Genomic DNA, 16548 nt, shown 5'->3' with positions numbered 1-16548 from the left:
CGGACAGGCCTGTTTTCGCTGATCAGCGTCGGTTGTGCGCGCTGCGACATAGGCCATTTCCCGTATTGCGGGAGGTGGCCGGACGTTGAGCCAAGCGGGTGAAAGCAGGTCGGAAGGCTTGTCACCGATTTCACGGCTCTGGATTACTTTTCTGTATCCAACCGGCGGGCCGCCCATCCCTCCCCGGGGGAACGTGCAGCCGGCGCCCGCTGTGCTTCAGGCGGCGGTGACGTGCGGCTCGCGATGGGCACCCCCGAGGAGGACCTGGATCCATCTGCCGGCACCGTCTCAGCGGTTGCCGGCAGATGCGGCGGCTTACATACGCCAGGAGGCGTCATGCAAGCAATCCGAAGGTTCCGAAGTCTGCTGGCCCGTACGGGGACCGGATGGTCCGCCGGCTACTCTCCCTCGTCCCATCGAATGAGGATTTCAGCGGCGTGGTGCTGGGGGCTTCTGCTCGGATGGCACGTACCCACGGTGTTGGCAGGCAGTCAGGCCGGACACGAACCGTTGACGACGGAACGTGTGCCCGTAGCCGCCTACGACCACGTTTGTGAGCGGGACTCCGGCAGGATGCGCTCGGCGGAGTCGGTCCGTGGAAAACACAGGCGCCGAGGTCGGATCGGCCGAGGACGGCGTTTCGGCCGCGCGGACGAGCGTCCCGACGACAGCGACCCGGGCGAACGGTGATGATCGCCTTCACGGGGACGAACGGGTCCTTTCGTGTCGGCCCGCGTTGCTCAACCGCACGACCGGACCAGATGTCATGGCGTCAGACCACGCCGTACCTCGACTGCCCACGAGCCGGATAACGAGATCGCCGGTCGGTCGGGCGTAGTCGTGCCGGCCACCTGGGCCCGACCTCGGGGTTCGTCGGTGAGGGTTCCCCAGAACGAATCCGGCGACCTCTCAGCCGACTCTGACCCAAGCTGCGCCCGCGCCGCTCGCGGACGCCGGGCCGATGGTCGTCACCGGACCCGGGATCGCCGATGCCCAGGACATTCACCACTGGTGGGACCCCAGGCGAGCGCACTCATCCGCGTCTCGCCGCCCGGGCTCTGATGGCCGGCTGCCCGCGCTCGCACTCGACACGGCGGTCGGGAGTCGGCACAAGCCCCGGTTCGGGCGGGGCCGTCGCGCCGCCCGGCGGCTCACCAGCCCTGACGAGCCCCGGTCGATGATCCCTCCGTCGACCGGGGCTCCCCGCCTTGGCGCCCGTCGCGTCACCGGGCAAGTGGCCGACGCTTCAGGCGTCTTGCGCACCCACGACATTCGTCAACTCGGTGACCGTACAGCCCATGGGAGTAAGTCATGATAGATCACAATCACAACATTCCGGTGCTCGCTTCGGTCAGTCCGGTGTCGGGGGCGGCGGGGTCGGTGGTGACGCTGACGGGCTGCGGGTTCACGGGGGCGACGGCGGTGCGGTTCGGTGATGTCGCGGCCTCGTCGTTCACGGTGGTGTCTGACACGCAGATCACGGCGACGGTGCCGGCGGGCTCGGGCACGGTGCAGGTGACCGTGGTGGCGTGGCGGTGGGCGACCAGCAACGGTGTCGCGTTCACGTACGCGGTCGCCGTTCCGGTGCTCGCTTCGGTCAGTCCGGCGTCGGGGGCGGCGGGGTCGGTGGTGACGCTGACGGGTAGCGGGTTCACGGGGGCGACGGCGGTGCGGTTCGGTGCCGTCGCGGCCTCGTCGTTCACGGTGGTGTCTGACACGCAGATCACGGCGACGGTGCCGGCGGGCTCGGGCACGGTGCAGGTGACGGTGACCACCCCCGGCGGCACCAGCAACGGTGTCGCGTTCACGTACGTTCCCGTCCCCCAACTGGTGAGTGTGGTCCCCCCGGCGGGGCCGACCTCCGGTGGGACCACGGTCACGCTGACGGGCAGCGGGCTGAGCGGCGCCACCGCGGTCACCTTCGGATCCGCGCCGGCCGCCTTCACCGTCGTCTCGGACAGCTCCCTGGTCGCCACGACGCCGACGGGCTCGGGCACGGTGCAGGTGACGGTGACCACCCCCGGCGGCACCAGCAACAGCCTCGCCTACACCTACACCGCCCCACCGGCGATCTAGGGTCACCACCACTTCCGAGAGCGGCGCGGGCATCGGAATCCCGTCTCCGACCGAGCGCCTGACAAACGGTGAGCTCCGACAGCGCGGCTGCTGTCGGAGCTCACCGTTCTCATCCCGCCGGATCACGTCACGCACGGACCAGCGGTCGGCCGCCGTCCTACAGGTAGGTGTAGGAGGCGCCGTTGCTGGTGCCGGCGGGCGTGGTCACCGTGACGGGGACGGTTCCGGTTCCGGGCGGGGAGACGGCCAGGATGGCGCCGTCGCCCAGCACGGTGAAGTTCGCGGCGGGGGTGGCGCCGAACAGGACCGACGTCGCCCCGGACAGGCCGTGACCCACGATGAGGACGGGCAGGCCACCCGTGGCCAGGCCGATCGGCGGCACGAGCGCGAGGATGGTCGGCGGGGCCGGCGCCTGGTAGGTGTAGCTGAGGTTGTTGCTGGTGCCGGACGGCGTGACCACCGTGACCGGGACCGTCCCGGTCCCGGGCGGGGCCACGGCCGTGATGGCCCCGTCGAACTGGACGGTGAAGCTGAGCGCGGGGGTGGCGCCGAACAGGACCGCCGTCGCGCCGGTCAGTCCGGCGCCGACCAGGAGCACGGGGTTACCCCCGGTCGTCGGACCCTGCGAGGGGACGAGCGCGAGGAGAATCGGGGACATGGGATTCCTCTTTTCCGATTTCCGAACGCCAGACAAGGCCATTGTGGCCAAGTCGACGAGGCGTTTCCCTCACGGTAGGTTCGGCCGCCATCGGGTGGCAATAGGAAATTCTATAAAGGCGGGAGCAAAGCCAACATCGGGGGCGCACAGTCTCTTCGACGCCTCACCGAAGGGGGCAGGTCACGACAAAAGACTTGCCGCTGGGCATTTTAGGTGAGCGCGAGCGAGCACCTCCCCGGACGACCGCTCGAAGAGTTCTCGAAGATCCAGGCAGGAATCATGGTGAGAACGCCTGGAAACTGGGGAGAAAACATGCGAAAGTCGGCCCAGTCGACCCTCTGACCTGCAACTATGCAAACGACATGGCGCAGCCCGGAGAGCATGGCGAATTCTTCGTATTTATTCTTGCCGGCGATTCCAGGCCGGGCTTTATTCAGATAACATCACGGCTTCTGTGGCACTCCTGCGATCTGCAGACTGCGATGCGAGTGCGCCCCTGGCACACTTCATGCGCTGTTGAGCCTCCTGGGTTAACCCGCCTTCTCTGCGGGTATTCAGACTGTGCGCCGTCAATCGGATGCTTGATCCCCATAGAAGAATTCTTTGGCGGGTTTGAATGGGTGAGGTGAGTTTTACGACCCACTGTCTGCTCGTCTTCCTCAAGGGCGGCCCGAGTGACATTCCTGAGATCCAGGAAGTGAAATCCGGAAGCACTGTGGATCGGTTGACGATTCCTCGCGGAAACGGCTATGAGCACTTCGAGATCACGCAGGACTTCAAAGACGTCGGCGGCGTACTGATGCCCGTCTACCGGTGGTCGTACCGGACCGCCATCGCCGAGTAGCGCCCGTCACCGTCTCCCCGGCTTCCGACGCCGGTGCCGGGCCCGGGAGCCGCACACCAACGCGGCGCCGTCCCACACCCCATCCCCACACCCCGAGGTGAGCAATGATCAGCGACCTTCCCGCACCGGTACGGAAAGAGCGTCCGCCCCGCACTCCCGGGTGCGCGTCGTGAGCGGGCCCTCCGGGGCGCGCCCACGAGGCGCACCCGGCGAGCGGGACACCATGGTCACCGGCATGGGGTTCTGCCTGCCGGGCGAGGAGCAGCCGCTGTTCACCGCGGACGAAGTCTGGAACGTGGCCGCCAACGGCCGCTCGTGCCTGAAGCACCACGGCGTCTACTACGGCTCCGTCGATCTGCCGGACACAGCCTTCGCGGAGCGCCTGCCGGACCTGCCCGGCATCTTCTCCCAGCACTACACCAACGCGCACCGCTATGGGCTGCTGTCCCTCGTGGAAGCCTGCGCGGACGCCCAACTGAGCATCCGAGACGGTGACCTCACCGACGCCGCCGTCCTGGTCGGGCGCGGGGGCATCGACGCCAACGTCTCCAGCTACCTCGAAGTCCTGCACGCCGACGCGCGCACCACCACCCCGCACCAGGCGATGGAGCTGTTCGTCAGGGCTCAACAGGGACTCACCCCTTCTGACGTGGCACTGGTCCAAGGGGCGCTGATGCGCACGACCGGCCCCTGCTTCACCGTCTCGTGCGGCTGTGCGTCCTCCGCCGTCCAGATCGGCAATGCCCGCCGCATGATCGCGGACGGTGACATCGACCTCGCCGTCGTCACCGGCGTCGACGTGTTCGGTGTGGATGTGATCCAGAACGTCCAGCGTCTGCTGCACGGTGCCCAACGTGCCTACGATTCCATCCGCGTCGACGGCATGCCCGAACTCCTCCCGGCCTTCGACCGGGTCATGAGGCCCTACGACCGGCGGGCCGACTGCGTGAACCACGGGGAGGGATCGGTGACCCTGGTGCTGGAAAGCCGTGACCGCGCCCAGCGACGGGGGGCCTACACCTACGGCCAGGTCCTGTCGCACGGTATGACCCGCGACGGCCTGTCCAATCCGCTCGCGAGCGACGAGAACGGCGCGTCACTGGTCGCCGCCATCCGCAAGTGCCTCGGCGACCGGTGGGAGATCGACCAGATCCCCTACATCCACGGCGGGAGCGACGGCGACGTCGTCGTGACCGCGTTCGAGGCGAACGCGGCCAGGACGCTTTACGGCGACGCTGTCGAAGACCTCCTGATGACCTCCCAGGAAGCCTGCTTCGGCCACAACGGTGCCCCGGCGGGAGCTCTGGGCGTCGCCCTGACCCTCCTGATGCTGGAGCAGGGAGAGGTGTGCCCCACCGCGAACTGCGAGGAGCCGGCCGACAACATCTGTTTCGATCCCGTCCCCGGCGTCCACACCCGGCACCTGGAGTTCGACTACGCACTGACCTGCAACTACCAGATCGGTGGCGTCAAAAGCGCGATCCTGCTGGGCAGTTCGGACGTCGACTGACCCCTGGCCTCCGGCGGCCGCGTCCCCGGACGGCGAGCGCTCCCCACCCCGTTCGCGCAAGCGCGTAGGAGACCATGTGATGGGCCACGCAGAGAACCCGAGAGCCGCTGACACGCACATCGCCGTCGTCGGCACGGCATGCCGACTCCCCCGCGACATCGACTCGCCCGCCGCACTGTGGCGGCTGCTCGAAGCCGGCCAGGACGCGGTCGGCGAGCCGCCGATAAGCCGCGCGGGGCACGTGGCCGCCGCCCCGGCCCACGCCGCCGGGCCGATGCCGCTGTGGGGGGGCTACCTTCGCGACGTCGCCGGTTTCGACGCCGACTTCTTCGGGGTCTCGGGCAAGGAGGCCGACGTTCTGGACCCCCAGCACCGGCTGCTCCTGGAAGTGACGTGGGAGGCGCTCGAACACGCCGGACTCCCCCCGGAGCGACTGGCGGGAACCTCGACGGGACTGTTCGCGGGCCTGAGCTACACCGACTACATGGAGGCCCTCTCCGGCCAGCCCCGTGAACTCGAGGGCGCGATCCTGACCAACGGGCACTGCGTCGCCCCGGGGCGCATCTCCTACCTGCTGGGCCTACAGGGCCCTTGCGTGGCACTGGACACCGCGTGCTCGTCCTCGCTCGTGGCGGTCCACCTGGCCTGTCAAGCCCTGCGGAACGACGAGTGCGATCTCGCGCTGGCCGGCGGCGTCACCCTCATGCTCGGCGCCAGGACGACGATGTCCTTCGCCCGCATGGGGATGCTCTCGCCCACCGGTCGCTGCCGGACCTTCGACGCGGCCGCGGACGGCTTCGTCCGCGGCGAAGGCTGCGGCGTCGTCGTCCTCAAACGCCTTGAAGACGCGCTACGGGACGACGACCGCATCCTGGCCCTGGTCCGCGGCTCGGCCGTCAACCAGGACGGCCGCTCCGACGTCCTGGCCTCGCCCTCCGCCGAGGCCCAGCAGGCCCTCTACCACCAGGCCCTCGCCCGAGCCGGAACCGACCCGCGCGACGTGGGCCTGGTGGAAACGCACGGCACCGGCACACCCGTCGGCGACCCCGTCGAGTTCTCCAGCCTGGCCGCGGTCTACGGCGTGGGGCAGGGGCGCTGCGCGCTGGGTTCGGTGAAGACGAACGTGGGCCACCTGGAACCGGCGGCCGGTGTCATCGGCCTGATCAAGGCAGTGCTCTGCCTCCAGCGCGGGCTCGTCCCGCCCAACCTGCACTTCACCCGATGGAACCCGGCCATCAGCGCCGAAGGCACCCGCCTGTTCGTCCCCACCAGCCTGTCCGCCTGGCCCACCCGGACGGCCTCGCGATTGGCGGCGGTGTCCTCCTTCGGCTTCTCCGGGACCAACGCCCACGTGATCCTCGAACAGGCTCCCGCCCGCCGCCGCACCGTCATCCTCCCCGGCGATCCCACCGCCGGCGCTCCCACACACGCGGCCGCCGTCCCCACCGACGCCCCGCCATCGCGGGCGCAGGCCACCCCGCCCCACGTGTTCCTGCTGGCCGCCGGCTCCCCGGACGCACTGCCCACCGCCGCCGCGCGCCTGGCCCGCTGGCTGGAGACCGAGGGAGCCGCCACCCCCCTGCACGACATCGCCCACACCCTCGCGCTGCGCCGCTCCCCCGGGCGCGGGCGGCTCGGCGTGGTGGCCGGCTCCCACCGTGACCTGACGCACGCCCTGCGTTCCTTCGAAGCCGGTCGAGCCCACCCCGGCGTCGTCCGCGGCCACGTGGGCGCGGGCGTCAGCCGCCGTCCCGTCTGGGTGTTCTCCGGTCAGGGCTCGCAGTGGCAGGGCATGGGGCACGGCCTGCTCCACCACGAGCCGGCCTTCGCCGAGACCCTGGCCGAAGCCGATGCGCTGATCACCGCCGAAACCGGGTTCTCCGTTCTGCGAGCCGTCCGCGACCGCGAAGACATCAGCGGCTGCGGCCACGTGCAACCCGCGTTGTTCGCCCTGCAGGTCGCCCTGGCCGCCGCCTGGCGCGATCACGGGACCGAGCCGGCCGCGGTCATCGGCCATTCCATGGGTGAAGTCGCGGCCGCCGTCACCGCCGGAGCACTCACCCTGGCCGACGGCGTCCGCGTCATCTGCCGACGATCCGCTCTCCTCACCCGGATCGCCGGAGCCGGCGCCATGGTGAGCGTCGGCCTCGACAGCGCGACCGTCGAGAACGACCTCGCCGCCATCGGCGACGACACGGTGTCCGTGGCCGTCGTCGCCGCGCCCGACTCGACCGTCGTCGCCGGCACCGTGGCCGCCATCCGGCACCTGACCACCACCTGGCAGGCCCGCGGAGTCGTGGCACGCATGATCGACGTCGACGTCGCCTCGCACTGCCCCCAGGTCGACCCGCTGCTCGCGGACCTCGCCGCCGCGCTCGCCGGGCTCACCCCCAGCCGACCGACCATCCCCTTCTACACCACCGTCCTGGACGACCCCCGCGACACCCCGATCTTCGACGCCGCCTACTGGTGCGCCAACCTGCGCCGCCCCGTACGCTTCAGCGCCGCGGTGGCCGCAGCCGCCGCCGACCGCCACCAGGTGTACCTCGAGATCTCGCCCCACGCCGTCGTCACCCGCCCCCTCTCCCAGAGCCTGACGGGCCTGGTGCACGAACCCGTGATCCTGCCGACACTGCGCAAGGGGGAAGACGACCGCACCACCTTCCGCACACAGCTCGCCGCCCTGCACTGCGCGGGAGTCGGCGTCGACTGGTCCCGCCTCTACGCCGGCGGCCGCCTGACCGACGTGCCCGCGCTGACCTTCAACCGCCGGCCCCACTGGACCGACGTCACCCCACCCCGAGCGGCCTCCCGGCACACCGAAGGCGCGCCCGCCGCCCTGCCCGGCACACACACGGAGGTGCCCGGCGACCAACCCCGCCACACCTGGCACGCCGACACCGGCACCGACGTCCTGCCCTGGATGACCGACCACCGGGTCCACGGCCAACCCGTCCTGCCCGGCGCCGCCTATTGCGCCCTGGCCCTGACCGCGGCCGGCGAGGTCTTCCACGGCGCCGCGCACGACGTCGAAGCGACCGACATCCACTTTCGCGAGCTGATGCACCTCGACGCCCACACGCCCATCGGCACGACCGTCACCCTGACCGGCGCCGACCGCGCCGACTGCGAAGTCTTCGGTCAGGACGGGAACGGAACCTGGGTACGGCAGGCCTCCGCGGTTCTGCGTCGCATCGACGCCCCCCGGGCGTCGGCGTCCTCCGTGGCCGCGCTGACCGCCGACCATCCCGTCGTCCTGGATCCGCGCGCCCTGTACGAGAGTCTGCGCGCACGAGGCCTGGAGCACGGTCCGGCCTTCAGCGGCATCACCGAGCTGAGCACTTCCGCCCAGGGCGACGGCTTCTGGGCCCGCGTGACGCTGCCGGAGTCGGCACGCACCGCCCGCCACGGCCTACGGATCCACCCGGTGCTCCTGGACCTGTGCGCCCAGCTCGTCGTCGCCGGCCTGATCCGCGAACCGGGCCACGGCCTGGTGCTGCCCGTCCATGTGCGCGCCATGCGAATACTCGCAGCCCCCGAGGACGCCCGCTACGCGCACGCCCGGCTCACCCATTGCGCCGCGGACAGCATCATCGGAGACGTGCGGCTGCTGGACGAGGCGGGTAACCCCCTCGTCGAGATCGACGCGCTGCGCTTCATACGCCACGGCTCGCGGGCCGACGAGACCGTCGACCGGTGGTTCCTCGAAACCCGCTGGCAGCCCGTGCCGCGCCGGGAGGACCCCGAACCGGCCGGCCCGGGACCCTGGCTCGTCATCGGCGAGGCGGACGGATCCGCCCGGGCACTGGCGGACGCCCTCGAGCGCGCCGGAGCGCGCACCGAAGTCCTCGACGCTCCCGTCGACAGCGCCACCCTCCAGCCGCTCAAGCAGACCATCGCCCGGCACTGGGACTCCTCACCCGCGCCGTGCACCGTGGTCCTCCTGTCCGCGCCGTCCGCGCCCGAGGACGACGCCGCCGCGATCGCGCTGCACCGTACCCGCCGCCTGCTCGCCGCCGCTCAGAGCGCGATCGCGCGCAGCGCGCCCACACGCCTGTTCGCCGTCACCCGGTCCGCCCACGATGCGGAGCCTGGGCAGCCCTGCGACCCCGCCCAGAGCGCCCTGCGCGGACTGGTGCGCGTCCTGACACACGAACACCCGGAGCTGCGAGCGACCCTCGTCGACGCCGACCCCGCCGACGTCGACCTGCACCGGCTCGCGGCCGAACTCCTCACCGACCCCCCCGAGGACGAGATCGCCCTGCGCGGTGACACCCGCCACATCGCCCGGCTGGCCTACACCCCCCTGTCCGAAACCGAACGCGCCACCGCCGTCACCCGAACCGTGCACTACGGCACCGACCGGTTCCAGCTCCACGCAGGGCGGCTCGGCGACCTCGACGCCCTGCGCCTGACCACCACCGCACGACGTGCTCCCGGCCCCGGTGAGGTCGAACTGCGCCTCCACGCCGCAGGCGTGAACTTCCGCGACGTGCTCACCGCCATGGGCATGCTGGCGACCGACGACGAAGCGGGCTACCGGATCGGCTTCGAAGCCGCCGGTGTGATCACCGCCGTCGGACCGGGCGTCAGGCACCTGCGCGCCGGCGACGAAGTCCTCGCCGTCGACGTGCGAGGCGGTCTCTTCACCACTTTCACCACCGTGCCCGCCGCCGCCGTCGCCCCCGTCCCGGCGGGCCTGACCGCCGAGACGGCCGCCGGGCTGCCCATCGCCTACCTCACCGCCTGGTACGCGCTGCGCCACGTCGCCAGGCTCACCAGCGGCGAGCGTGTCCTGATCCACAGCGCCACCGGCGGGACGGGACTGGCCGCGATCGCGGTCGCGCGGCGCCTGGGCGCTGAGGTGCTCGCCACCGCCGGCAGCGAGGACAAGCGCCGATACCTGCGCGCGATGGGCGTCCGGCACGTCATGGACTCCCGCTCACTGGACTTCGCCGAGCAGACCCGCGCCGCCACCGCCGGAGAGGGCGTCGACGTGGTCCTCAACTCCCTCTCCGGACCTGCCATCAGGGCCGGACTCGAAACGCTGCGCCCCTTCGGCAGGTTCGTCGAGCTGGGGGTGCGCGACATCCTCGCCGACACCCCGCTGGGTCTCGCACCGCTACGGCACAACATCACCATGAGCACGGTCGACCTCGTCGAGCTCCAGAACGCCCGCGCGGACACCTTCGCCGAGCTGCTGGGCGAGGTCCTGGCCGAATTCGACCGAGGCGGCCTGGCCCCGTTGCCGTGCGGGACCTACCCGCTCGCGCAGGCCGCCGACGCCTTTCGCCTCATGGCCGGTGCCGGGCACATCGGCAAACTGGTCCTGACCGTACCCGGCGAAGGCCACACCACCGCCGTACTGCGCGACCCGCCCTCGCCGGTGCGAGCGGACGGCGCCTACCTCATCACCGGAGGCCTGCGCGGCGTCGGCCTCGCCACGGCCCAATGGCTGGCAGGCCAGGGCGCCGCCCACCTCGTACTCAACGGACGCACACCGCCCTCGGCCGACACCGAACGGGTCCTCGCCGGACTGCTCGAACAGGGGACCCGCATCAGCGTCGTGCTCGGCGACATCGCGCAGCCCGGCATCGCCGAGCGACTGGTGGCCGAAGCCACCGCCGACGGCGGGACACTGCGCGGTGTCATCCACGCCGCGATGGTCCTCGACGACGCCGCGGTGTCCAACATCACCGACGACCAGCTGGAACGCGTCTGGCGTCCCAAAGTCACCGGCGCCTGGCGTCTCCACCAGGCCACCACCGGACTGCCACTCGACTGGTTCGTTCTCTATTCCTCCATGGCCTCCCTGCTCGGCAACCCGGGCCAGGGCGCCTACTCGGCCGCCAACGCATGGCTCGACGCGTTCGCCACCTGGCGCACCGCCCTGGACCTGCCCACGTTGGCCGTGAACTGGGGCCCCTGGGGCGAGACCGGGGTCGCCACCGACTTCGCGACCCGCGGCTACCAGACCATTCCCACCGCCGACGGACTCGAGGCCCTCGCGGAACTCCTGACCCACGGCCGCGTACGCACCGGCGTCATCCCCGGCCCGCCGGACACCTGGATCCCCCCGGCCGGCCGACCGTCATCGCTGTTCGCCCTCCTCACGCCCGAGGCGCCCGACACCTCCGCGCAGACGGTCGGCCAGGACGCGGCGCGCGACATCCGACGCGAGCTGCGGGCTGCGGAGCCCGGCCTCGCCCGCCGCACGCTCCTCGAGGACTACCTGGCCGAACACATCCGCACCGTCCTCCGGCTGGGGGCCAGCACCCTGGATCCGCAGACCCCGCTGAATGCGCTCGGGTTCGACTCCCTGCTCCGCATCGAACTGCGAACCCGACTGGAAGCCTCGCTCGACGTCAGGCTCGCCGGCGACTTCGTCGCGGGCCACCCCACTCTGGCGGCTCTCGCCGACGGCCTCGCACAGCACATCGGCATCGGCCTGACCACCGACGCAGCACCGGATTCCCCCGGCGACGCCGTGCCCCGAGCCGTGGAGCTCACCGCTCCCCGCTCGCCGCGGTCGGACCGGCCGCAGGACTCCACAGCCGACACGGACCGCTGAGGAAGAACTCTTGAGCTCAGTCCGGGCCGTCGGCGCGCCAAGCCACTGCCTGACCGCGAAGCACGGGATTCCGCCTTCGCCGGGGGACGGAACAGGGAACGACCATGACCTCGACAGACCTGCCACGCCTGGACGCGCATGACACGCAGGGGCGACGCCTCACCATGTTCGTGTTGCCGGAGCCCCACTGCGTGCGGCCCGTACGCCACGCCGTGAAGGCCATTCTCATCCACTGGGAGATGGCGCACCTCACCGACGACGCGGAACTCCTGACCACGGAGCTTCTGACGAACGCGATCAAACACACCGATAGCGAGCAGCCGATCAGGGTGACGATCGCACTCGAGCAACGGTGGCTCGCGATCGGTATCCGAGACCGCTCCGCGAGTGCTCCCCAGGCACACCGGGCAACCGCCTGTCAGGAAGGCGGACGCGGGCTGCTTCTGGTGGAGAGCATCGCCGGCGCATGGGCGTACCGTCTCCATCTCGACGGAACCAAGACGGTTTCCTGCCGACTGCCGTTGTGAGGCCGCCCGCCGTCCTCATATGCGCGCGATTCGAGCGTCCTTTAATATGCAGTTCTCGCAACGCTCTGAAGAATCCCCGGAATTCACGATGGTTATGCTGTGAAGTCGGGACCCAATCCCAGCGGGGCGGCGGTGAGCCCCGCGTCCCGAGCGAGGGAGGGCGAGTTCCCGCTCTCCGAAATTCCCATGGAGGCATCCAAAAAGAAACGTTTCCGCCCCTTGAGCGGTTCTGTTTCATGCTGTATTTTTCGACCATGCCTGGCGGCCGCCACTAATTCAAGGACCCTGCGGCGGCGAAGTCTGATGGCTAGGAGGTTCGGATGCTCAGTCCAGAGGAATGCAGAGACGTTTTCGCCTTGCACCAGCAGGGCTGGTCCATCTCCGCAATCGCCCGATTCCTGGGCCGTGACCGCAAGACCGTCAGGGCCTACCTCAACGGAGAGCGGACCATAGGAATCCGAGCAGTGACCCATGATGATTTCCTGCAGTTCGTCCCGTACTGCCAGCAACGACTCGACGACGATCCGCACCTACAGGCGAACGTGCTCTACGGCGAGATCGTCGAGCTGGGCTACGACCGCGCCTACTCGACCTTCACCCGCGCCCTGCGCAGGCACCTGACGCGTCCGCGCTGCGGATCGTGCCACCGCGGGAGGGCCAGCCCCGGCTGCGGCACCGTCGAAGACTTGCGGTTCGACTGGGTACGGCTTCCGCCCCCACCGGTCGAATGGGACAGCGGGCGCGAGGTGCACCTGCTCATGGGTTCGCTCACGCGATCCGGCCGCTGGCGGGCCGCCTTGGCCGACACCGACGACCTCCCGCACTACGTGGCCGCCCTGGACCAGGTGCTGCGTCGCCTCGGCGGCACCGGCGAGCGCTGGCTGTTCGACCGGACCCGGCCGGTCTGCTCGACGGCCGGCAAGGTGACCGCCGTCTTCCACCAGATCGCGGTCCACTACGGTGCCTCCATCGCGATCCGCCCGCAGATGGAAGCGCCCGGCCCCGTCGTCCGCGCCCACCGCTCCGTCGTCCTTCACTGGTGGAACACCGCGGCCGAGGAACCCAGCGTGCAGGCGGCCCAGGACAGCCTCGACCGCCTGGCCGAGCGCTCGGACCGTTGGCACCGACGGACGGGTTGCAGCGCCCAGGCCCTGCTGCCGCTGCCCCCGAAGCCGTTCCCGGCTCGCATCTGCGTTCAGCGCAGGGTCGATCCTCACGGACGCGTGTCGTTCGAGGGCAATTTCTACCTGCTCCCGGGTCTCGCCGGTAACGAGGTGGGGATCCGCCGTCGGCTGGACGAACCACACCTGTCGGTCACCACCACTCGCGGGGCGGTCATCGCCCGCTTCCCGAGGGCTCCGAGGGGGGCGGGCCAGACGGTCGCCGAGCACAGTGGCCCGATCACCTTGGAACGGCCGAACCGGACCTCCGGCGCCGGGGCGCGAGCCCTGGCGGCAGGAAGAACCCGTCGCCCGCGGTGTCGGGCCGCCACGGACGAGGACCAGGCCCCGTCCCGACGTGACGACCAGCAGCCCACCAAGCCGCTCGCCCGCGCCACGGAATCGCGAGACGGATCCGCCTCCCCTGCGCGGAGTCGGTTCCGGCACCGCGCATCCGCACCGGAAGCCGCCGACTGACGGCCGCCGAGCGCACCAGCACCGTCGCATGGCCGCGGAGGAGGTCAGCCGGGTACGACGTCGACTGCCGTCCTGCAGCACGCCCCGAGCGGTGCGCCCCGTACGTCCGCCACCGACCGGGCTCCCGAAAGCCCGAACACAACCCGGTGGGCCTCGACCCGACCAGCGGCCGCAGCCTGTCCCCCGTCGCCGGGAACGCCTCCGGACGCCGCGTCGCCGACCCCGGCTTGGACGGCACGCGGGTACGGGCGGAGATGCCGGTGCGTACCACTGTCGCGCGGCGCCGACCGCTCCGGGACAGCACCTGGAACTGTCCCGGACAGAACTCCTTGCCCACCGACTTCGTATCCGAGGAATGCTCCGTGAGCATCGGACCGAGCACCAGCGCGCTGCTCAGGACCACCAGCCACGCCCGCAGGCGGGACGTCACGGCGTCCTACGTGGCCCTGACCCAGGCCTGCACGGCCTCCGGCGACGACGCCCGGCACGCCGAGCTGGTCAGTGACCACCCCGTCAACGTGTGGTCGCTGCCCGCGCCGCGTGCGATCGCCCTGGTGCAGACGGGTCTGGACGACGCGCGGGCGCTGGTGCGGGGCGCGGAGCTGCTGGAACTGCACCGGGTGGCCGTCGCCGCCCCGTACTACAGCGGCGTCCGCACGGCTGCCGGCCGGGCCGTCACCTTCTGGCACAACCCCGGGAAACAGCGGAGGGACGAGTCGCTGAGCGCGCGGGTGACCGCCGCCGTGCACCGGATCCCTCCCGGGGCGGCGCCGTGGCTGGAGGACCACGACCCGTTCGCCGGTCTGCTGGACGACCTGGAGAAGACCCCGCTGAGCGAGTCCGACCGCTGGTTCCTGCGCGAGCACGCCGCCTGGCTGCGCGCGGAGTGGGAAGACGTCGACTGGCCGACTCCGCCCACCGTCATCCTCGGCGCCCGACAGCTGACCCGCTGCCACGACGACGGGATCCACCCGCGGCTGGCGCTGCGCAGACCGCTGTGGCGCGGCCACCGGGAGTGGGACCTGGTCGCCGCGCGCTGGCGCAACGAGCTACTGCGCGGCCACCGCGACGACTTGCGGGCCTACGACGACACCTACACCGCGCACGGCCGGGCCGACGCCGCCGTGCCCTACGGTCACATCGGCGCGTGGTCGGGCTACCGGGTCGTGCGGGACGTCGTCGTGCTCACCGCCGTCATGGACACCGTCCGCCGCGCCCACCTTGACTTCCAGGTCCGCCAGTTGGCGGTCCACCAGGTGGCGTGCCTACGCGGCGCCCGGTCGGCCCCTTGGGACTGGGGGAAGCGGTGACGGTGACACCGGGGTCTTCGCGGCGGCCACCACCGGGGAGCGGCACGGGTAGCCGGCCTTCGGAGTGTCGTCCGAAGGCCGGCTGCGCCGCGGGATCGATCAGGCGGTGTAGGTCATGGTTCCGGCGAACGCCGTACCACCCGGGGTGGTCACGGTGACGTTGACGGTGGTACCCGGGGTACCGGCCGGGATGATGCCGGTGATGAGGACGTCGGTGTCGGTGGTCAGCGTCGCCGGGGTCGCGCCGAAGGTCACGGTCGCACCCGTGAGACCGGTCCCCACGATGGTGAACACGCCACCACCCGCCGGGATACTGACCACCGGGGTGATGGGCACGGTCACGACCGGCGGCGCGGGCGCGAGGTAGGTGAAGCCGCCCGGAACACTCGCCGATCCACCGGCGGTGGTCACCACCACGGGGACGTTGCCCGCGGCGTGCGCGGGGATCAGACCCGCGATCACGTTCGCGGTGCTGGCCAGTACGGTGGCCGGGGTGCCGCCGAAGGTCACGCTCGCCCCGGCGAGCCCGGTACCGGTGATGATGAATGCGGTACCGCCGGCGACCGGGCCGGAGACGGGCGTGATGGCCGTGGGGTTGGGCACGGGCGGCGGCGAGGCCACCAGGTACGTGTAGGCCACGGCGTTGCTGGTGCCGTTCGGGGTGGTGACGGTCACCCCCACCGTGCCGCTTCCAGGCGGGGCCACGACGACGAGACTGAAGCCGAGGACGTCTCCGGCCACGACGGTGGCCGGAGACGATCCGAAGAGAACCTGCGTGGCGGCGTTGAGGCCCAGACCGGTGAGGGTGACGGTGTTGCCGCCGGCCGCGGGCCCCGCGTTGGGGATGTCCGCGAACAGCACGGGCGGCAGCGGCCAGGGCAGCGTGAGGTTCGGCGCCGACGGCGTCGCGTGCACGGTTGCGTTCACGATGTGTCTCCTGTGTGAGAACGGTGATGGCGGCCGGGTGGACCTTCGGCCACGCCGTCCGTCGCCGGTCCTGTGCGCTGTCCGGCCACTGCCTCGACCCGGCGCACTGCGCCCGGCAGCGAGTCCGAAGGACGGGACGGGAGATACCTGGCCGCGGGTGCCGACACCGTCGCGACTACGGGATGTCCGGACCGGTGGCGTCCATGCGTGCCGGTGAGCTGACACCGGGCCGGCTCGGACCGATCGGCCCCGGTGTCCGAGCGGCGGGGACTGCGACAACGGACGGGCCGCCAGCTGGACTTCCCGGCACGGGGATGGGCGGCCCGCCGGTTCAGACGGCATCATTAACCCGAAAGAATGGATATGAAGCAACAGTATTGACGAATAGTCACCCAAAAGGCCCAGCGCGACGATATGTCCGCGCACGCCCGTCGCGAATGCCGGACCCCGCCAGCGTGGCAAGACGAAGCGTCGAGGCGTCGGCCAGT

General features: G+C 70.8%; 9 protein-coding genes and 1 pseudogene. 8 read left to right on the top strand and 2 right to left on the bottom strand.

The genetic code is table 11. The annotated features are described in order from the left end of the window. Window positions 1–1311 precede the first annotated feature (1311 nt). Together O1G21_RS40800 and O1G21_RS40795 are read left to right on the top strand one after the other, a co-directional pair. Window positions 1312–1752, top strand: a pseudogene (locus tag O1G21_RS40800) (IPT/TIG domain-containing protein); the annotation flags it as partial. Window positions 1753–1830: 78 nt separating this feature from the next. Further along, window positions 1831–2076, top strand: a complete 246-nt coding sequence (locus tag O1G21_RS40795) for an IPT/TIG domain-containing protein (RefSeq protein ID WP_270151885.1) — start codon at window positions 1831–1833, stop codon at window positions 2074–2076. 157 nt (window positions 2077–2233) lie between these two features. Here the strand turns inward: O1G21_RS40795 and O1G21_RS40790 are convergent, their stop codons facing one another. After that, window positions 2234–2734 carry an IPT/TIG domain-containing protein gene (locus tag O1G21_RS40790; protein WP_270151768.1) on the bottom strand — a complete coding sequence of 167 codons (501 nt, stop codon included), beginning with the start codon at window positions 2732–2734 and terminating at the stop codon, window positions 2234–2236. Between the two features lie 625 nt (window positions 2735–3359). Here O1G21_RS40790 and O1G21_RS40785 point away from each other — a divergent pair. The 6 genes from O1G21_RS40785 (at window position 3360) to O1G21_RS40760 (ending at window position 15133) form a co-directional block, all read left to right on the top strand. Beyond that, a complete protein-coding gene (locus tag O1G21_RS40785) occupies window positions 3360–3578 on the top strand; it encodes a DUF5988 family protein (protein WP_270151767.1) in 219 nt (72 codons plus the stop codon). A gap of 223 nt (window positions 3579–3801) precedes the next feature. Beyond that, window positions 3802–5088, top strand: coding sequence for a beta-ketoacyl synthase N-terminal-like domain-containing protein (locus tag O1G21_RS40780; RefSeq protein WP_270151883.1), 1287 nt, complete (start codon window positions 3802–3804; stop codon window positions 5086–5088). A gap of 79 nt (window positions 5089–5167) precedes the next feature. Then, the gene (locus tag O1G21_RS40775; RefSeq protein WP_270151765.1) at window positions 5168–11659 is read left to right on the top strand and encodes a type I polyketide synthase; all 6492 of its coding nucleotides are present in this window, start codon (window positions 5168–5170) and stop codon (window positions 11657–11659) included. Window positions 11660–11763: 104 nt separating this feature from the next. Beyond that, a complete protein-coding gene (locus O1G21_RS40770) occupies window positions 11764–12186 on the top strand; it encodes an ATP-binding protein (protein WP_270151764.1) in 423 nt (140 codons plus the stop codon). A gap of 464 nt (window positions 12187–12650) precedes the next feature. Continuing rightward, window positions 12651–13823, top strand: a complete 1173-nt coding sequence (locus O1G21_RS40765; RefSeq protein WP_270151762.1) for a Mu transposase domain-containing protein — start codon at window positions 12651–12653, stop codon at window positions 13821–13823. Between the two features lie 362 nt (window positions 13824–14185). Beyond that, window positions 14186–15133 carry a hypothetical protein gene (locus O1G21_RS40760; RefSeq protein WP_270151760.1) on the top strand — a complete coding sequence of 316 codons (948 nt, stop codon included), beginning with the start codon at window positions 14186–14188 and terminating at the stop codon, window positions 15131–15133. A 99-nt stretch (window positions 15134–15232) separates the two neighbouring features. On the opposite strand, the gene O1G21_RS40755 is transcribed toward O1G21_RS40760, so the two are convergent. After that, complete coding sequence (locus O1G21_RS40755) at window positions 15233–16060, bottom strand: IPT/TIG domain-containing protein (RefSeq protein ID WP_270151758.1); 828 nt, start codon at window positions 16058–16060, stop codon at window positions 15233–15235. Between the last annotated feature and the right edge of the window lie 488 nt (window positions 16061–16548).

It is taken from the genome of Kitasatospora cathayae, assembly GCF_027627435.1.
GTDB classification, from domain to species: domain Bacteria; phylum Actinomycetota; class Actinomycetes; order Streptomycetales; family Streptomycetaceae; genus Kitasatospora; species Kitasatospora cathayae.
This window is presented reverse-complemented; position numbering and strand designations above follow the sequence as displayed.